Genomic DNA, 19,649 nt, shown 5'->3' on the forward strand with positions numbered 1-19,649 from the left:
TTTATGATGCAATTGGAGCATATTTTACGACCCAATGATAAACTTTTTTAACCTGTTAAAGAGAAATAATCCAAGATCTACCCAAATCCATGCATAAATGAAGGAAAATAACAAAATGCCACTGCTGGCGAGAAATGAAAATGAACTTGAAACTGCAGGTCCTAAGACTGGAAATTTTATTCCATATAATAAAGTTAATATCCCAGCTGCAAGGAAAATAGCTCCACTACTAATAATCGCAATTCTCTTTTTAAAAAAATGGAAACCGCCGCCAATCCCAAGTCCTAATAATCCTGTTGCAAATGGAAAGACAATGAGTTCACTAGGCACTAGAATCAATAATAATAAAATTGTAAGGAAATAGGTAATTCCTCCGAGTGGTACGGAAAGCATCGAGCATAAAAGAATCGGAGCTGTTGCGAATGGGCTGATGAAATACCCTATTCCCGGCAAAAATCCTCCAGCGGATTGAAGAATCTCGGCTATACTGGCAAAAAGGGCGGCTAAAACAAGCCGGTTTGTTTTGGACTTTTTTGAAAAATCGGTCTGTGCAGGCTTAATCTGTTCAGAAATGGTCTTGAAAAAATACATAATCTCTTCCACCCTCCTTTTAGGCTCCTAGCCATTTTGCCATTGACACAAACCGGTTTTAAATTTATTGTATTCTCAGGTTTGCTAGAAAAAAATTAGTGGAAACGGAGCCATTACACAGTGATTTTAGTCATTGACAACTATGATTCTTTTACATTTAATCTAGTACAATACATTCGGACCATTGGTGAAGAAGTGGTCGTACGACGAAATGACCAGCTGACTATTAAAGATATTGAAGAACTACAGCCGGATTATATTCTATTATCACCTGGTCCCGGAAACCCTGACACATCCGGACTTTGCATCGACATTGTCAAGCGATTTTATCAAGAAATTCCTATATTAGGTGTATGCCTGGGACAACAAATAATTGCCCAAGTGTTTGGCGGGAAGGTGATAAAGGCGCTTAAACCGATGCATGGAAAAATCTCTATGATCACCAATGATCAAAAAGGAGTTTTTCAAGAAATCCCTTCGCCGCTGAAGGTTACCAGATATCATTCACTAATTGTCGAGGAAGCTTCCCTCCCCTCCTGCCTCGAAGTCAGTGCAAGAAGTGAGGACGGGGAAATCATGGCACTGCGTCATAAGCAATTTAAAGTCGAAGGTGTTCAGTTCCATCCGGAATCCATCATGACCGAATACGGCTTACAAATGCTGAAGAATTTTTTTAAAAAGGATGAGAACATGTAAATGGAAATGAAACAACCCCTTTTATCTTTTGAATTTGCTGATTCGAACGGGAAAATAAGACCGTTTACATTTAAGGAACCTTTTAAGGTTATTGCAACATATAAAATAAACGAGGTCCTCCCTTGTTTTCAACTTGTGCAGGAAGCGGTGGAACAAGGTTATTATGCTGCCGGCTTTTTATCTTACGAAAGCGCCCCCGCCTTTGACCCTGCTTTTCGAGTTAAGGACTGCACCGAGATGCCCCTTCTTTGGTTTGGAATCTTTTCAGAACCTGTAGAAGGGCCGCTAGTTAGTAACGGTGTGTACCAAGTAAGCGAATGGAATCCGTCCGTTGACATGGATGAATATAACCGGGCGATTTCGTCCATTAAACAAGCGATTGAATGTGGTGATACCTATCAAACCAATTATACGATCCGCCTGCATTCTCAGTTCCAAGGTGATGATATTGCTTTTTTTGAAACGTTGAAACGGGCTCAGTCCTCCAACTATTGTGCCTACATTAACACGGGCGACCAGAGTATTTTATCGGCCTCACCAGAACTATTTTTTCGGGTTGAAGGTAACAAAATTACGACTAGGCCAATGAAGGGAACGATTCAAAGAGGTACGTCATTCGCCGAGGATGAAGCAAATGCCGAATGGCTGTATCATTCCGAAAAAAACCGTGCCGAAAATTTGATGATTGTGGACTTGCTGCGGAATGATTTGGGAATGATTGCCGAGCCGGGAACAGTTACTGTTCCAAAACTATTTGAAATTGAACAATACCCTACCGTCCACCAAATGACTTCTACCATAACGGCAAAAATTTCTGCAAAGGTGAATTTGGTGGAAATTTTTAAGGCGCTTTTTCCATGCGGTTCGATTACTGGCGCCCCAAAGATTAGTACGATGAGTATCATTACTGACCTTGAGTCGGCACCCCGAGAGGTATATTGCGGTGCCATTGGCTATATTACACCTGAAAAAGAGGCTGTTTTTAACGTCCCGATTAGAACAGTGATTATCAACCATCAATCTGGGCGGGCGACTTATGGTGTCGGTGGGGGCATTACCTGGGATTCTACGACTGCAGGAGAATATGAAGAAGTTTTGGCAAAAGCCAAATTACTTAGAGAAAATCGTCCTGAATTTCAATTGCTGGAAAGCTTGCTCCTGGACAATGGGGAGTATTTTTTATTAGAAGAGCATCTGGCACGGTTGAATAAATCGGCTCATTATTTTGGCTTTAAGGTGAGTATTGAGAATGTTAAAAAGTCGTTGTTGGAGTTTTCGAGTCATCATTCCACCGGGATGTTTAAAGTTCGTCTTTTAACTGCAAGAGCTGGAAAAATTGTTATCGAGGGTGCGGAGATTTCACCAATGAACGCACCTTTGAAGGTGATTCTAGCTGACAAACCGCTTGATCAAAACAATCCGTTCCTCTATCATAAAACAACCAATCGTGAAGTCTATTCGCAATTTCAGAACAAAAAGCCTGCGGATGTATTCGATGTTCTCCTTTGGAATGAGGATGGCGAACTGACGGAATTCACGAACGGAAATGTTGTGTTGGAGATTGATGGGAAGTTTTGGACACCACCGGTAAGCAATGGCCTGTTAGCGGGAACTTTTCGAGAAATGTTATTAATAAATGGTGACATTCAGGAGAAAACATTAACCGTACAAGACCTGCAAACTTGCACTAAAATTTGGTTTATTAATAGTGTGAGGAAATGGGTCGAGATAGAATTGGTAAACTAAATATCTGTACAAGGTCAGTCTTTTAATGGACTGACCTTGTACAGATATTTATTATCTCGGCGACATCCGAATTCCGCCATCTAAACGAATTACTTCTCCATTTAAATATTCATGTTCCATGATAAACGTTGCCAATTCTGCATATTCGGACGGACGTCCCAATCGCTTTGGAAACTCCACACTTTCCGATAGTTTCTTGATGACCTTTTCAGATAAAGAATCCGCCATAGGCGTCTTAAACAATCCCGGCGCAATCGTGTTAACGCGGATACCAAATTCCGATAAATCCCTGGCAACAGGCAGCGTCATCCCAGCCACTCCGGCTTTACTTGCCCCATAGGCAGCCTGACCCATTTGACCATCAAAAGCGGCGATCGATGCAGTATTAATAATTACTCCTCTTTCACCGGAGTCTGTAAGCGGCTCATTATTTTTCATTTCATTTGCTGCTAATCGTAACACATTAAACGTCCCTATTAGGTTAATTCCGATGACTCTATTGAAATCCTCCAGCGGTAAGACCCCCTTCTTCCCAATCGTTTTCCCCGGGGTGCCAACACCAGCGCAATTTACACAAATATGAATAGCCCCAAATGCCTCGATTGCTTGACTTATTCCTTTTTGAACGGATTCATCATCCGCAACATTGACAATTGCGTAATGTACATTCTCTCCTAATTGTTCAACGGCTTCCTTTGCTTTTGTTTCATTGAGATCAAAAATAACTACCTTAGCACCTTTATCTACTAATCTTGTTACCGTTGCTAGGCCTAAACCGGAGGCTCCTCCGGTTACAATTGCCACTTTATCTTTTAAATCCATTTACATCACTCCTTCTATTTATTTTTCAGTCCAAAAATGCCTTTATTTGATAAAGCTTGAATCGTTTCCATGTTATAACCGGCTTCTTTCAATAATTCCTCTGAATGCTCGCCGGTTTGTACACCTGCGAAACGGTACTGTGCTGGCTGAGATGAAAATTTAATCGGGAATGCAATCTGCTGTTGACTGCCGCCTTCTGCTTTAGGGACCGAAACGACCATTTCCCTTGCTTTTATTTGTGGATGTTCCACTGATTCCGAAAAGCGTAATACAGGTTCAACACAACCATCAAAATCCTCTCCAAGGATTTCAAGCCATTCATTAAATGTTTTCTCTTTAAAAGACTTTGTTAGAATCTTTTTAAAAACCTGCTGATCTTCCTCTCGCTGGCTGCTGCTCAATTTGATTAAGTCAGGATTGCCGATAAGCGTACATAATTTTTCTTGAAATGGCGGTTCCAGGCTCCCCACTGAGAAATAACGATGATCTTTCGTTTCGTAATAATCGTAAAAAATACCGCCATTTAATAATAATGATTCCGGCTCGGGTTCTATTCCCTCAGCCAAGTATCCGGAACCAAACATGGCATTTAAGGAAAACACTGCATCTGTGATACTGATATCAATATATTGACCTTCCCCGGTTTGCCCCCGATGGTAAACAGCAGCTAAAATCGCAATCACCGCAGGCATGGATCCCCCAGCAAGATCTGCAACCTGTATACCTGCCGGAACCGGTGCTTGATTTTTCCTTGAAGAATAACTGGAAGCACCTGCTAAAGACAAGTAATTGATATCATGCCCTGCCCGGTTCCGCAGCGGTCCTGTTTGGCCATAGCCGGTAATCGAACAAAAGATGACCTTAGGATTGATTTGCTTTAATTTTTCATAGCCTATTCCCAGTCGTTCCATAACGCCAGGTCGGAACTGTTCAACCACAATATCGTATTCCTGGACAAGTTGGTATACAATCTCTTTCGCCTCTTCTTTTTTCAAATCCAAAGCCAATGACCGCTTTGAGCGATTAAGATGGGCAAATGCCGCTGACACCTCACCATCGATTGGAGGCAGATGCTTTGTTAAATCCTCACGAGTTGGCGACTCTACTTTGATAACCTCTGCTCCCATATCAGCAAGCATCATCGTTGCAAATGGTCCGGGAAGAAGAGTTGAGAAATCCAAAATCTTTAATCCTGTTAAGATCCCCACTGCGTACCCTCCAATTTTATTAATTTATTATTTTATTACACTAAATTCTTAATCAGAATTTGCTCGTTCTCCTCTGCATCATTAAAATGAAAAGCATGCGAGGACTTTTTTGACCAAAATAATTTCTTGCTAGGTGCCTCTAATTGATCGAAATACCTTTGAAGTAGTTCTGGAAAAACATGCGTTTCTCTTTCACCATGAATGAAATATACAGGAATTTCTACTTTAGGGACATTTGTAAAGAAATTGAACCCGTTTAGGTCTTGAATCATTTGTTCTGTATAGGACAGTTTAAAACCTGAAACTAATGAATGGTAAATATTCACAAAAGAATAATCTGGTGAGGTAAACATGATTTTGGCTGCTTTTGCATAGGTCGCAGATCCTTTATCTCCCGCATCGTACACCATAGATTTATATTTTAATAACCATTTTCTTAAAACACCCCATTGGTTGAAGCCTTTTAAATATGGCGGCGGTCCGACTTCTGTTAATTCTTTTATAGCCTTTTGATTGCTGGTTTCCTTTGCACGTTCTAATACCCATTGGTAACAGAGTTTATCATTTTCAACCCAGTTAGTAATTTGTGAAAAAGCAGTATAGGAGTAAAACTTTTCAGGAAATTGTTTCACAAGCGAAAGCCCAATAACTGTCCCCCAAGAATGGGCTGCTAAATGTAATTTGAGCTGTTTAAAACGTGTGAGCAGGTAATCTGTTAATTCATTAGCATCACTGATAAATTGGTTTAAATGCATCGTTTCGCTAGGAATCTGTTTGGAATAGGATTTGCCTGTTCCCCGTTGGTCCCAGAAAACTAGAGTAAAATGCTTGACCAATTGCTTTGTGCACGTTACTAAAGCATAGTCTTGTCCGCGGTTAGAAAGCCCCGGAACAGGCATGCTGGGACCGCCGTGGAGCATTAATAATATTGGATTTGCGGGATCTTCTGCTTGGATGAGGATGGATTGCTGTGTTCCCCCAATTACGAGGGTTTCGATTGAACTAATCCCTTTTTCTGAAATTATAAAATTGGGCTTTCTTGAAAACAGCTTCATAGGTGATCACTCTTTTCGACAATTTTTATTTAAGAAATAAGTCCTTCAGCGCAGTCCGAAGTGTTGGGTACTGGAATTCAAATCCTTGTTCCAAAAGAATTTCAGGGACAACGTGCTGCCCTTCCAGTACAAGCGTACTTTTTTGCCCAAGTGCCAGTTTCATTGCAACTGTGGGTACTGGCAACCAGTGCGGACGGCTTAATACTGAAGCTATGGTTTTACCGAAGTCCTTCATTCGGACAGGGGCCGGTGCAGTGACATTGACAGGTCCGGCTATTTTGGGGTTTTCAATTGCGAACGCGATGGCCCGGACTACATCTGTTACATGGACCCATGACACCCATTGATTGCCTGAGCCAACCGTACCTCCGGCAAACAATTTATATGGCAGTGCCATTAGAGGAAGCGCTCCACCTTCGTTCCCAAGTACTACTCCAAATCTCATCATGACGGCACGTGTGGAAAGTGTCTCAACCTGTTTCGCTTTGGTTTCCCAGTCGGAAACCGTTTTTCCAAGAAAATCATTTGCGATTTTTGGTGATTTTTCTGTGTATTTTTGATGGTTGGAGGCCGGGTAAATACCGATGGCACTGGCATTAATCAATACCGATGGCTTCTCGGGCAATGCTTTAATAATTCTTAGAAGTTCTTCGGTTGCCTCCATTCTGCTTTCGTAAATTTGCTTTTGATGTTTTTTAGTCCATCTCCCGTCGTTAATCGAAACACCTGCGAGGTTTATAAACGCATTGGCAGTTTTAATTTCATGTTCAGGTGAAGTGCCTTTTTCAAGCCACTTAACATACGTTATCTTGTCTGAAGGCTGCTTAGTTTTTCTTGTTAATATAACTATTTCGTACCCTTTATCTATTAGATATTGGGTTAATTTTTGGCCGATAAATCCTGAACCACCGGCGATGACTATTCTCATTTTCTTCCCCCTTTTTTTACCGTTGGCATCGTATTTTTTAGTTTTCGAGTAAAATTATGCTGTTATTTTTACCGTCCACCTCTTATTTCGCTGGCAGCGGGCAGTAGAACTGGCTTCTTTTTACTGAATGCCACAAATTTCACTAGCCACGGTTAATAGAACCTGCTTCTTTTTACCATCTCCTACTATTTCAACTGTTTGCGGGCAATAGCTCTTTTAATAATAGTATAATTCAAAATTATCCAAATTCATAAGTATTGAATCGAAAAATTTTAGTATTTTAGAAATAGGTAAAAATGAGCATTTTTATTTTTTGATGAAAAAAAGTCTTTCTTGTTGGTAATTTTTATGATAAGTTTATGGTAGTAAGTTACAAATTTAATACTTTAACGCTCTACTAGGGGAGTCCGATGGCTTGGACTGAGAGAAGAATGCTTAATTTCTTTGACCCTTTGAACCTGATCTGGATCATACCAGCGTAGGGAAGTAGTTATCAATGGCGGTTAACACAAATTCTCGCGCCACTACTTTTTGACGAACAATCAGGTTCTGTGTCTTGACACAGGACCTTTTTTATTTGTCGGCCTATGCTGCACACCTCTGGATCAAAACCATTTATTAAAGGAGGAAAACAGAGATGCAGCAAAAAGAAATGAACATTGAGTTGAAGTCACAATTCACCGGGAGCAAGAAAGTATATGTGGTGGGTTCACGGCCAGATATCCAGGTTCCGATGCGAGAGATTCAATTAAACCGGACCGTCACATCCTTTGGTGAAGAAGATAATGCACCAGTCAGGGTTTATGATACAAGTGGTCCATACACAGACTCAGATTACCAGGTCGACATTCGAATCGGTCTCCCTACTTTACGAAAAAAATGGATTCTCGAACGAGATGACGTTGAAACCTATGCGGGGAGAGAAATTAAGCCAAGGGACAACGGCTTTTCTGAAGGTGACCAGCGGGCGAATTCAGAGTGGTTCCCTCATATCAACAAAATGCCGCTTCGTGCGCGAAAAGGCCGCAATGTAACACAAATGCATTATGCCAAAAAAGGTTTCATCACACCCGAAATGGAGTATATCGCTATCCGTGAAAACCTTGATCCAGAATTTGTTCGCAGCGAGGTTGCCCTTGGAAGAGCGATTATCCCGGCTAACATCAATCATCCTGAAAGCGAACCGATGATTATCGGACGAAACTTTCATGTGAAAATAAATGCGAATATCGGAAACTCGGCGGTAACTTCGTCTATTGAGCAGGAAGTTGAAAAAATGACGTGGGCGACACGCTGGGGTGCGGATACCATCATGGACTTATCCACCGGAAAAAATATTCATACAACAAGGGAATGGATTATTCGGAACTCCCCTGTTCCTGTTGGCACCGTACCAATTTATCAGGCGCTGGAAAAAGTCAATGGCATTGCTGAAAACTTAACATGGGAAGTATACCGTGACACGTTGATTGAACAGGCAGAGCAAGGTGTTGATTATTTTACCATCCATGCCGGCGTCCTGCTAAGGTATATTCCGTTAACTATTCATCGGACAACTGGGATTGTTTCCCGCGGCGGCTCAATTATGGCCCAGTGGTGTTTAGCCCATCATCAAGAAAGCTTCCTTTACACGCATTTTGAAGAAATTTGTGAGATTCTAAAACAATATGATATTTCGGTCTCCCTTGGCGATGGCTTACGCCCGGGCAGCATTGCTGATGCCAATGATGAAGCACAGTTTGCCGAGCTAGAAACATTAGGAGAATTAACAGAAATCGCTTGGAAGCATGATGTTCAAGTAATGATTGAGGGTCCTGGACATGTGCCAATGCATCTGATTAAGGAAAATGTCGACAAGCAAATGGAGATTTGTAAGGAAGCTCCTTTTTATACATTAGGGCCGTTAACGACCGACATTGCTCCGGGCTATGATCATATTACTTCGGCAATTGGCGCGGCGATGATTGGCTGGTTTGGCACGGCAATGCTTTGCTATGTTACACCGAAAGAACATCTCGGCCTGCCAAACAAAGACGATGTCCGGGAAGGTGTTATCACATATAAAATTGCCGCCCATGCAGCAGATTTAGCGAAAGGTCATCCTGGTGCACAAATTAGGGACAACGCTTTATCAAAGGCACGCTTTGAATTCCGCTGGGAGGATCAATTTAATTTGTCATTGGATCCGGAGCGAGCTCGGGACTATCATGATGAAACCTTACCGGCAGAAGGCGCAAAAACTGCCCACTTCTGTTCAATGTGCGGACCTAAATTTTGTTCGATGAGAATTTCTCATGATATCCGCGGGATGGCCCGAGAAGATGGATCGAGTGAGGAATGGTCGATTAAAGAAGGCATGAAGAAAAAAGCGGAGGAATTCGTTCATGATGGATCTCGAATTTATCGCTGATGAAAATGGCCAAGATATTAGACTATTAACATCTGAAATAGTTCTGCTCCAAGAAAAGATTCAACAATTGAAAGGACGAATTGAAACGATTCAGCAGAATTGCAGGCACATTTTTTTGGAGACCCCAGTCATGAGAACATGCCAAAAATGCGGTTTCTCCGAAAGTACGTATTATTAATTTGAAAGTAAATCCCCAAGATTTTGGGGATTTATTCTTTTTCTAGTAGTTGCTTTAATCTGTCTATATCCATTTTTGATGTTAAAGATCCGATTTGCGTTGTTGCTGCAGCCCCTATTTGGTTCGCGAATTCGAGGTATTCTTTTAATCGTGATGGTTTAGCAGGTTTTCCAAATTCATGAAAACAATATAGAACAGCAGCCATAAAAGCATCCCCCGCTCCTGTCGTATCGACAGCATTTACCTGGGGAGCTGGAACAAACACTTTATTCCCATTCATGACGGCGCATCCACCCTCACTTCCCAATGTGACAAACAGATAGGGAATGTTTTGTTTAGCTATTGTTTCTAGCCCTGCCTCAAGTGAATCAGTTTCTGTTAAAAATAACAGCTCATCTTCAGCTAGTTTGACAATATCCGCCTTTTTTATGAACGAAAGAACGGTTTGACGACAATGGTTCTCGCTTTTCCATCGCTTTAGACGAATATTGGCATCAAAAGCTATGATATGGTCAGCAGCCCTCGCATAGTTTAATGCTAGCTCGGTCGTCTTGTTTTCTTTTTCATGAAAAAGAGTTCCCGAAGCAAAATAAAAAATCTTGGCCTGCTGGAATATCGTCTGGCTTAATTCCTCTGCCGTTAATACTTCATCAGGTGTGGGATTTACATAAGAATGAAAATAGCGATCCCCTTCTTCATTCAAATGAACATAGACACAGCATATTTTTTTCGTTGCATTTTGAACAGCGTATTCAAGACTAACCTTTTCTAGCATTAATTCCTGTTCCACAAATCTGCTGATGTCATCCTTACCTAACTTACATAAATAATGGACAGGGATTCCAAGTCTTCTCGCCCCCACAGCAAGATTAACGGTAGCTCCGCCTAAGTACTGCTGGTATTTTGTATTTGATCGATCAACTGAAATAAAATCGACAAATGCTTCTCCTAATGATATGATTCCTTGTTGTTCCAAGATGTTCCTCCCGAAAGTAAGCATGTTATTTGCTTCCTTAATTGATAAATCTTCATAAGATAACCACTAAATTGTATAATAAATATTATTTTCATACTAGTAATGGAGGGAAATCCTTGCACAAATATCAAAAAGCCATTATCATCGGCGGCGGAATCGCTGGTAAACTAGCAGCTCGGGTGCTTTCTGATTCTTTTCAGGAAGTGATTATTTTAGAACGTGACTCCAAAACAGAGGAACCAGTTCCTAGAAAAGGTGCGCTGCAGGGGAAACATTTACATGCCCTTCTCCTTGCGGGTCAAAATGGTCTAGAAGAACTTTTCCCTGGCATTACAGAGAAATTTCTTTCCAGTGGAGCAGTTAAAATTAATTCTACACATGAACTTGCCTGGTACCATCATGGGGTATGGAAAATTCGATTCGATGGCGACTATAGAACCATTTTGCAAACCCGCCCTCATTTAGAATGGCACATCGAACAATATATTAATAGAATACCAAATATAACGATTAAATATGAGAAGCTAGTTCAAAACTATCATTTTAATGAGGAACAAAATCGTGTTCTTGGTGTTGTGTTCCAAGATAGCAGAGGCTCTCTGCAAAAATTAAAAGCAGATCTGGTTGTGGATGCCAGTGGTACAAGCAGTTTTTCATACGGATGGTTTAACAAGAGACAGGTACATATTCCAGAAGAAAAAGTGAAAATTGGTTTAAGCTATTTCACTAAAACATATCAAATAAATGAAAACAAGAACAGAGATTGGACAATTAAGATACTCTATCCGAACCCGCCACATGAAAAAATAGGAGGCACAATCTCGCGCGTAGAAGGAAATCGTTATATGGTCACCATTAGCGGCTACCATAACGAGATCAATGAAAAAGAAGTCATAAAAAGTAATCAAGGCTTTCTTGACCTAGCTGAAAAATTACCAAAACTAGATATCTATAAAGAAATTGAAGGTGCCACACCATTAACTGAAACTTCAATTTATCGAGTCCCGCACATTACGTGGAGACGATTGGATAAAGTGAAGCATCTACCGGAAGGACTTTTGTTGATTGGGGACACCATTTGCAGGATTGATCCTGTTTTTGGCCAAGGGATGAGTATTGCAGTGTTAGAAGCGCTTGCACTCCAAAAACTATTTCAGAAACCATATAAGTCTATAACTTTTGAATTTCATAAAAAGGCTGCAAAAATAATTGGCCCTATTTGGAATATGGTCATAACAGAAGACTTCCGTTATTCAGAAACAATTGGTAAAAAGCCTTTAGGGCTGCCCTTTCTACAATGGTATGCAAAACATATTTTTCTCCTATCCGCGGAGAAACAAGAAATCTATAACTCTTTCGTCAAAGTTATGAACCTTGTCAGTCCAATGACCACCCTCATGCATCCCAAAATCATTAAGAACGTATTGAAGAAGAATGTGGATGGTTCTTCTGCTTCATCACGTCAAAAATGATGGTGAAAAACTAAAGCTTATCGAAAGAATATACCGAGTAGATTTCTGACTATCAAGAAAAAAAGCTTGCAGAATTTGCTGCTAAACAAATCCTACAAGCTTTCACTTTAACTAAAGGCTTCTACCTTGTTATCCTTATTCGTCATTGGAAGCGGCTCTTCCGATAAGAAACGCTTTAGGACGTTCTCTGTCAATCGTGAGATGTTGTTATCATAGTTATTATGAGATAAGCTCCCGCAGTAAGCAATAGAGGCTGTTGAGAATACTCCTCCTCCATTTGGAGTTGGATAATATACCATATCTGCCCTCACGCGAGGATTCTCCTGCCCGCCTAAGCCAGGAATATTGAAGTATAATTCCTCTGCAACTGGCACATAAACGTTCGTATGACCCTCAGATGAAGCGACAATCACAGCATGCGGCGGTGTTCCGAGCTCCTCATCATAAATATCCAGCTCAAGTCCAGCTGCACCTCCGCCGACTAGACCGAAATCACCAATTTTTTCATCATTTTCAATTCCTTCAAAAATCCAATCAACGCAAGGATCAAAACTGTCTTCAGTTCTGCGGTAATAAGAAGAAACCTCGAACCCTTCAGCCACATAACCAACACCACAAATTTTTTGAGGGGCACGCCCGCGGTGTTTCCAAATACTTCCTTGCTCGCCGGTTATACTTAAGTGAATTTCGCCTGGTTTAGACTTCCAGCCTTGATTACCGTAGTTTTTACGAACTTCCATCAGGCTAGGATTCTTCGGATCAAAAGTCACAACCCAATAAAAGCCGTTAGAGCCCATGTACATAAAACGGCCGCCGTTCGCTTGGAAATCTTCAACACCGTCTAACATTGGACCAGAGAAATATTCAGGGTGAGATCCAGTGAGAGCCACACGGTACTGACTTAGCAAATCATAGCCTTCAAAGTGTAAATCCTGATCAGTAATTACATCAAATTCAAAGCCTTTTTCTGTTAACCAGTCAATTAAATGCAAGTCTGCATTGAACTGCCATAGGGAAGGTGAAAGGTTATGACGATACAAAGGTCTCATATTCAAAATTGGACGTAAGCTTGATGAGAAGCAAACCCCGGTTCCATCATTGTGATGGTCATATGTTGATAATCCATATTCTGCGTGTTCTCCAAGATACATATCTTCCTGCTGAACAACAGGTGCTCGGCCAAACATCAGCTGGGCAAGTGGGATATCCTGGAAACGATTATTTGCATACGCTAAATAACTGGCAGTTGGAATAATAAGAACTGTTTTAGCAGTTGGCTGGCCCTTCTTTGGGCGTACGAAGAAGACAATATAATCCTGCTCCTCGCCAGCTTGCACATGTGCCGCATAAACGCCGCTCTTTAAGTTAGAAGGTACAGTCCATTCAAAGTCAACATCCCACTTAGCATCTGTCATATCATCGTCATGGAAATGAATCGCTCCATATTGTTCCGGTGCATGCGTAAAGTTTTGCTCTTCAGATGTCCAGTTATAGCCTGTCATCGCTCTGGCTGGATGGTTAACCGTTTCTCCATGAATTTGATTTGGACTGAGATCATAGACCTTTTCAAGCTCAAGAATCCCTTTCTTAGTAATTCCTTTTGAAAAATCCCAAGCCGCCACTATACGATTACCCGTAGGATTTTCAATCCATGATCTCATTTCATCTTTTGCTAATGGTTCATTCGCCACACGCGGACGGTCAATTTTTCCGTTATAACGGTTAATTACTTTGTGTTGACCGTTTGCATTTGAAAAGATACTTGCAATTAAGAAAGGAGCATCAACCTTGGCATTTGGCTGAACAGCTGTCAATTTTTCATTGTTAGCATACATATCATCAGTGCCAAACGGTAATGAGAATCTGCCATTTGTTTTACTAATAATTGGTTCCTGGAAAATGTTCATTTTTCCATTTTTAGCATCGAAGGTTGCTCCAACAAAATACCATGTGCTCGCTGACAGCGGCTTTTCTGTGCTTAACTTTTCAACCCTGCCCTCACTATCCCCAATCCATAAAGCGAGACATCCATTTTCATCGATGAAAAGTCCGTACCCGGAATTTTGATTAGGAGACCATTTTGTCAAAATTCCTTGTACACCAAGCTCTGGAGTAGTTGGGAAAATCATAGCCTGTAGCGAGAAACTGGTAACGCTTTCAAATTTGGACTGATCATCAAATTTCACGTAAGAGCCCATATGTATAGCCTGCTTTCGGCCAACATATTCTCTATTTACATCTGCATCAACCTTATGAATTTTTACCCCTGGTCCCTCTGGATTAGAATCTCCATGGATGAGGTGAACGATATTTGTCTTATAAGATGGGTGGTCACTACTTACCATAAATTTAATTTTTTCACCTGGCTGCACACTTAATTGACTTGTATAACCGGTAATGGCCATATAACTACACTCCTTAAAATAGTTTTTATTAATCTATTAAACCGTGTTTTCGCAAACGTTTAAGGAATAAAGCATGTTCCGCTTCTTCCCTGGTACCAAAGCTCTCTTTTTCAAACACGATATATGGAACGCCCCGTTTCCCTGGGTGTTGTCCTAAACACCACTCCTGATGAGGCTTTGTACAAATTATGAGGTCTTTTCCTTCAATAACTTCATGGTTTCTTCTTAAGAAATTCAACACCAAATCAAGTTCCATGCTATGTTTACCAACAGGATTTAGCCTATGCTCTTCTATAAGATCTTCCGTAATAAGAGGCTTAATGTTGTTCTCAAGGATGTATCGGTCTTTTTCCATATAAACCTTTTTAGCTTGCTCATTCATTTAATAAACCCTCCTTTTAGTTTAAGTCCTTTTATGAAAAGTCGTTTACTTTTTTATTCTCATTCGCTCCCTTCCATTGCCTTTAGTTACCTCATCTTTAACTAATGCAACATTCATGCCAGGATTATAGATAAAGAACAAAGGGTTTTGATATATGTGTGAAGAATATACTACAGAGATGTTGTTTACAGCATTTATGACTATACTTAAAATATTTAATTTAAAAATATCCTGATCCTATATTTAATAACCTGGAGTAAACTTGTTCACTTTTTGTCCAGTATTCTGTAAACGCATTGTTCAATTGTAAAATTGTGTAGTGAACAAATTCAGAACAATTATTTTTCCTTGGGAAGGAGTGTATGTCCATTGAAGAAACAAGAGCTAAAAGTAGGAATCCTCTTTTCTTTGACAGGTACGACTAGTATTACGGAAATAGGGCAATATCAAGCCTGTTTATTAGCGATTCGTCATATAAATGATAGAGGTGGAATCAATGGCAAAATGCTGATTCCAATTGTGGAGGATGCCGGTTCTGACCCTGAAATTACATACCAGAAGGCTGAAAAAATGGTAATTAGAGACCAAGTAACAGCCATTATTGGCTGTTATACTGCGGCATGTAGAAAAAGTGTCATTCCAATTTTAGAGAAACATAATATTCTATTATTCTATCCTACCATTAATGAAGGTGGTGAACAGCATCCTAACATATTCTATAGCAATTCAACACCCAATCAGCAGCTAATAGATTTTATTCCTTGGCTCCTTCACAATGTAGGAACATCATTTTACCTGTTAGGGTCAGATTATATTTACCCACGGGAAATCAATAAAATCATCCGTCGGTTAGTACAGGAGAACGGTGGTTCTATTTATGGGGAACATTATGTACCATTAGGAAGCCAATATTTTCACAAGCAATTAAATGAAATTCGAAGTACGAACCCGGATATTATTTTTTCAACATTAGTTGGTGACAGTACGATTAACTATTATCAGCAGCATGAAGAGCTTGGACTTCCGCAGGCGATTGCAAGTAACGTAACAGGTGAAACAGAAATTGAAGCAATTAACCCTAATGGGAAGATAGACTATTACTCTTGTTTCTCATACTTTAATTCAATTGATACGGCACAAAATAGAAAGTTTCTAATGGAATTCAAAAGACTCTATGGAACCGATACCGTCAGCTCGGTCATGGAAAGTGCCTATAATAGTGTTTTTCTTCTTGCAGAGGCCTTGAAAAAAAGTTCTTCTCCAAAAACAGAATCCATTCGCCAAGCTTTAGCTGGACTATCCTTTGAAGCACCGCAAGGAAAGATTATGGTCGACCATATAAATCAGCATGTTTGGCTAAATTCACGTATTGGAAAAGTCAATGCAGCTGGTCAATTTACTATAATATGGGAATCAGATCAAATAATTTCTCCTATTCCATTCTTAGAAATTGAATCTTCATCTAGAAATAATCAGGAAAACATGGTATTAACAGGAGAAAATTTGGAAAATAAAATCATACTGCATCTTCCCTTTTTCTCTGAATTAAACGAAAATCTAAAAAGGCATCCGATTTTAATATCCTACTTTGACTTGATTACTGACGCATTTGAAGGATTAACTAATGGGCAGCAGGATAGTTTACTGATTATTAAAAATGGGGAAATCTGCTATCTCAATCAAAATGCTTTAATGTTAAAAAAGCGCAAAGCCAAACTTGTTGAATCGGTTTTACAAGAACTTACTTTTGAAATTGGTAACAAAACAGAGTGGATCTTAAGACGAGATGATAAAGAAGAAAGTTTTGAAATCAATATTAAAAGGAAAAATTCGTTATACTTTGTTTATTTCAAATCTCTTCCCCGTCCCTTACACCGTTATTCTTTTAATAAGAGGAGTAATATAACAACCTATGATTTAATTGGATCAAATGAATTATTTTTAAAATCTGTACAGCTTGCCCGAACTGCAGCAAACATTCAAGCCAACACTCTTTTGCTTGGAGAAAGCGGGACTGGGAAAGAACTGTTTGCACGGGCTATTCATAATGAAAGTCCGCGAAAACACAAACCATTTATTGCTGTAAATTGTGCCGCAATTCCTAAAGAATTAATCAATTCTGAGCTCTTTGGATATGTAGATGGTGCCTTTACCGGAGCAAAAAAAGGAGGCAGCCCGGGAAAATTTGAAATCGCTAACGGAGGAACGCTTTTTCTGGATGAAATTGGGGATATGCCAATTGAATTGCAATCTTCGCTTTTAAGGACCTTACAGGAGAAAGAAGTAGTACGCATAGGCGGTCACCAATCAATCCCTTTAGATGTACGTATAATTGCAGCAACCAACAAGAATCTGTCACAGGAAATTGCCTTTAATGGCTCTTTTAGAAGTGATTTATTTTATCGATTAAATGTCTTTACCATTGAACTAGCTCCACTTCGCCTAAGAATAGATGATATTAGCGCATTATGCAGCTATTATTTGTATGAATTTAAGGGATTAACAGGTCAAGAAAAGGTGCTTTCTAAAGAAACCCTCAGCATTTTGAAGCAATACAATTGGCCAGGGAACATTCGGGAATTATGTAATGCGATTGAAAGAGCGTCTTATTTGTCGGGACCATCCGTGACCATCTTACCAGAGCATTTACCTCAAGAAATAATTGAATATTCGAAAAGGCCGGTATTGAACCAGAATGATTCCTTTAATCTTTCGATAAAAAGCATTCATGATATTAAGGAAATTAATTATGAAACAGAACGAGATTTTTATCTTAATGCTTTAATGAACAACCGCGGCAATATTTCAAAAACTGCAAAGGAGCTTGGAATATCACGGACAACCCTTTATAAGAAGCTGAAAGATTACCAAATTCAGACGTAAAAAAATTATTCTAAGCCTAGCACCATTCAATAAACGAATGGTGCCTTTTCATGGTCTAAAACTGCCAATTAATCAATATTTTAAACATATAGGGTGAGTTCTTTAAATGAAACGCCTCACCCTTCGTGTTTACGTATTAGAATTTTGAGGGGAGAATCGAAAATGGTTGTCATTCACTTTCTCGAAAATAAAACGGTTGTTTTAAGCCAGCTGGTTAAACAAATTCCTTCCGTCGATGAAAATATCCGAATTAAAGGCCGCAAAGGAAAAGTGACAAATGTTGAGAAAGTTAAAGAAAATGTTTACCACGTACATGTTGTTTTTGAACAGGTGAAAAAGGTTCAACTAGCATCAGCGAAGGATAACAAGAGCAAAAAAAGATAAAAGGGTACCATTTAATCAAATAGCTCTTTTGTATTTTGTATTAATAATTGAACGAGGCGGGATGCTTCATTTAGTGAAGGTAATGCTAGAGCAATATGTCTGCTATAATCTGTTTCCAATGGTCTTATGTTCTCCTTCGGGAAAGACAGTTTTTTTAACGAGAGTACATGGAAAAAGGTGTCATATATCCACAAGAACTTACAAACAAACCAGCAAGCTGTAGAATAAAAAAAGGTCAGGCTTCAGCAGGTTAATCCATTAACTTGCAGGGGTCTGACCTTTTTTTAAAAACCTGAAAAGGTGTCAGGCACCATCCCCTTTATATATGATATAATCTAATAGTTATTTTAATTTAAAAGGTGATGGGTTGTGTTTTATTTCTGGCTTTTGTTGATTTTAGCGGTAGGTATAGGCTGGCTTTTCTTTTATAAAAAAATCTATATCCAAACCTCCACGATGGCTGCTGTAATGGCATTTGGAATTTTTACAGAAGGTGTCCTTCTTAATCATTTTGGTGTTCGTTTTTTTCACAGCAGCTTCGGAAAAATTCTTAGTATTTGTAATCTTTCCATCTGGATCGCTTTTATTGAATCTTTTTTCATAGCATTCATTAATGGCAGATTTAAAAAGCTTCATTACACAAATCAGATCAATCGTTTTGGCATTGGAACTTGGGTTGCCGGAACATCGATATGCGGGATTATACTGTATAAACAATTTGTGGAATGGCGAACGATTTCTGAAGTCATAACTTTCCTAAATATTTTGTTGTGGGTTACATATATCGGAATAAGTTTAAAAACATTTATTGAAATCTACCGGACAAAATTATATGGAAAAGTGCACGGCATTATACTTTTGACAACCGTCAGTACGCAATCGATTGTCCTTTTAATGACTACAGTATTTAAAAATTTTCCGATTTCCGCCACCCTTTCATTTCTGTTTATCGGTTTTGGCTTTTATTTACTTTCTGTTTTTATCATTTTTTATCGTTATGGAACGACTTCCTGGTCAATTGAAGCCGATTGGAACAACACAAACTGTATTGTGCATGGTGCATTATCCATTTCAGGAATCGCCTGTATGATGTCAGCGGTTGTCCCTTTTGAAATAATACGAACGATTTGGTGGTTGTCAGCTGCTATGTTTTTAGCGGTTGAATCGATTGAAGTTTATAGATTGGTTAGGCGGATCCAGCTTCTTGGAGTGAAAAAAGGTTTGTTTATATACGATGTGACTCAATGGAGCAGAATATTTACGTTTGCCATGTTCTATACGTTCACATCCTTTTTCCACCCGCACTTCTCCATCATTCAACAAGTCAAGCATGCGGTCCTATCTATTGGAGTATGGATCATCATCCTACTTTTGAGTGTCGAAATTATCTTATGTGCCGATTATATGTTGAAATTAATAAAAAAATCTTCACAAAAAATTGGCAGCAACCAAAACATTGGAAAGGTGTCAGGCACCATGTGAAATTTTCACAAGGTGCCTGACACCCCTTTTT

The 19,649-nt window shown here is 39.6% G+C and carries 16 protein-coding genes and 1 riboswitch; of the genes, 8 read left to right on the forward strand and 8 right to left on the reverse strand.

The genetic code is table 11. The features are described from left to right. Positions 1 to 24: 24 nt before the first annotated feature. Entirely contained in the window at positions 25 to 591 is a 567-nt protein-coding gene (locus tag A6749_RS25200; protein ID WP_066399033.1) for a hypothetical protein, read from the reverse strand. A 120-nt stretch (positions 592 to 711) separates the two neighbouring features. Here A6749_RS25200 and A6749_RS25205 point away from each other — a divergent pair, with 120 nt between their 5' ends. Together A6749_RS25205 and pabB are read left to right on the forward strand one after the other, a co-directional pair. Next, complete coding sequence (locus tag A6749_RS25205; protein ID WP_066399036.1) at positions 712 to 1,287, forward strand: anthranilate synthase component II; 576 nt, start codon at positions 712 to 714, stop codon at positions 1,285 to 1,287. Positions 1,288 to 1,293: 6 nt separating this feature from the next. Continuing rightward, complete coding sequence (gene pabB, locus A6749_RS25210) at positions 1,294 to 3,033, forward strand: aminodeoxychorismate synthase component I (RefSeq protein WP_066401183.1); 1,740 nt, start codon at positions 1,294 to 1,296, stop codon at positions 3,031 to 3,033. 51 nt (positions 3,034 to 3,084) lie between these two features. Here pabB and A6749_RS25215 read toward each other — a convergent pair whose 3' ends face one another. The 4 genes from A6749_RS25215 to A6749_RS25230 are packed head-to-tail and all read right to left on the reverse strand — an operon-like array spanning position 3,085 to position 7,046. Next, positions 3,085 to 3,855, reverse strand: a complete 771-nt coding sequence (locus tag A6749_RS25215; protein ID WP_066399038.1) for a 3-hydroxyacyl-CoA dehydrogenase — start codon at positions 3,853 to 3,855, stop codon at positions 3,085 to 3,087. Between the two features lie 14 nt (positions 3,856 to 3,869). Beyond that, the gene (locus A6749_RS25220; protein WP_066399040.1) at positions 3,870 to 5,063 is read right to left on the reverse strand and encodes a CaiB/BaiF CoA transferase family protein; all 1,194 of its coding nucleotides are present in this window, start codon (positions 5,061 to 5,063) and stop codon (positions 3,870 to 3,872) included. Positions 5,064 to 5,098: 35 nt separating this feature from the next. After that, complete coding sequence (locus A6749_RS25225; protein ID WP_066399042.1) at positions 5,099 to 6,118, reverse strand: alpha/beta hydrolase; 1,020 nt, start codon at positions 6,116 to 6,118, stop codon at positions 5,099 to 5,101. A 25-nt stretch (positions 6,119 to 6,143) separates the two neighbouring features. Then, positions 6,144 to 7,046, reverse strand: a complete 903-nt coding sequence (locus A6749_RS25230) for a TIGR01777 family oxidoreductase (RefSeq protein ID WP_066399044.1) — start codon at positions 7,044 to 7,046, stop codon at positions 6,144 to 6,146. Positions 7,047 to 7,435: 389 nt separating this feature from the next. Beyond that, positions 7,436 to 7,548, forward strand: a riboswitch (TPP riboswitch). Positions 7,549 to 7,683: 135 nt separating this feature from the next. Between A6749_RS25230 and thiC the strand changes: the two genes are divergently transcribed. Both thiC and A6749_RS25240 read left to right on the forward strand, forming a co-directional pair. Next, a complete protein-coding gene (thiC, locus tag A6749_RS25235; RefSeq protein ID WP_066399047.1) occupies positions 7,684 to 9,456 on the forward strand; it encodes a phosphomethylpyrimidine synthase ThiC in 1,773 nt (590 codons plus the stop codon). Then, complete coding sequence (locus A6749_RS25240; protein ID WP_084797979.1) at positions 9,431 to 9,634, forward strand: hypothetical protein; 204 nt, start codon at positions 9,431 to 9,433, stop codon at positions 9,632 to 9,634. The genes thiC and A6749_RS25240 overlap by 26 nt, the downstream gene beginning before the upstream one ends. Positions 9,635 to 9,665: 31 nt before the next feature. Here the strand turns inward: A6749_RS25240 and A6749_RS25245 are convergent, their stop codons facing one another. Beyond that, positions 9,666 to 10,610 carry a carbohydrate kinase family protein gene (locus tag A6749_RS25245; RefSeq protein ID WP_161487171.1) on the reverse strand — a complete coding sequence of 315 codons (945 nt, stop codon included), beginning with the start codon at positions 10,608 to 10,610 and terminating at the stop codon, positions 9,666 to 9,668. A gap of 116 nt (positions 10,611 to 10,726) precedes the next feature. On the opposite strand from A6749_RS25245, the gene A6749_RS25250 reads away from it, so the two are divergent. Next, on the forward strand, positions 10,727 to 12,082 hold the full coding sequence (locus A6749_RS25250; protein ID WP_066399055.1) for an FAD-dependent monooxygenase: 1,356 nt from the start codon (positions 10,727 to 10,729) through the stop codon (positions 12,080 to 12,082). A gap of 107 nt (positions 12,083 to 12,189) precedes the next feature. Here the strand turns inward: A6749_RS25250 and A6749_RS25255 are convergent, their stop codons facing one another. Both A6749_RS25255 and A6749_RS25260 read right to left on the reverse strand, forming a co-directional pair. After that, complete coding sequence (locus A6749_RS25255; protein ID WP_066399060.1) at positions 12,190 to 14,487, reverse strand: N,N-dimethylformamidase beta subunit family domain-containing protein; 2,298 nt, start codon at positions 14,485 to 14,487, stop codon at positions 12,190 to 12,192. Between the two features lie 28 nt (positions 14,488 to 14,515). After that, positions 14,516 to 14,869, reverse strand: coding sequence for a hypothetical protein (locus tag A6749_RS25260; protein WP_066399063.1), 354 nt, complete (start codon positions 14,867 to 14,869; stop codon positions 14,516 to 14,518). 369 nt (positions 14,870 to 15,238) lie between these two features. Between A6749_RS25260 and A6749_RS25265 the strand changes: the two genes are divergently transcribed. From A6749_RS25265 to A6749_RS25275, 3 genes are all read left to right on the forward strand, one after another. Beyond that, on the forward strand, positions 15,239 to 17,752 hold the full coding sequence (locus tag A6749_RS25265; protein ID WP_066399066.1) for a transporter substrate-binding protein: 2,514 nt from the start codon (positions 15,239 to 15,241) through the stop codon (positions 17,750 to 17,752). Positions 17,753 to 17,914: 162 nt separating this feature from the next. Beyond that, on the forward strand, positions 17,915 to 18,136 hold the full coding sequence (locus tag A6749_RS25270) for a hypothetical protein (RefSeq protein ID WP_066399069.1): 222 nt from the start codon (positions 17,915 to 17,917) through the stop codon (positions 18,134 to 18,136). A gap of 369 nt (positions 18,137 to 18,505) precedes the next feature. Then, positions 18,506 to 19,618, forward strand: a complete 1,113-nt coding sequence (locus tag A6749_RS25275) for a TDT family transporter (protein ID WP_066399076.1) — start codon at positions 18,506 to 18,508, stop codon at positions 19,616 to 19,618. Positions 19,619 to 19,649 lie beyond the last annotated feature (31 nt).

Origin of the sequence: Neobacillus mesonae (genome assembly GCF_001636315.1) — a bacterium.
GTDB classification, from domain to species: Bacteria; Bacillota; Bacilli; order Bacillales; family Cytobacillaceae; genus Neobacillus; species Neobacillus mesonae.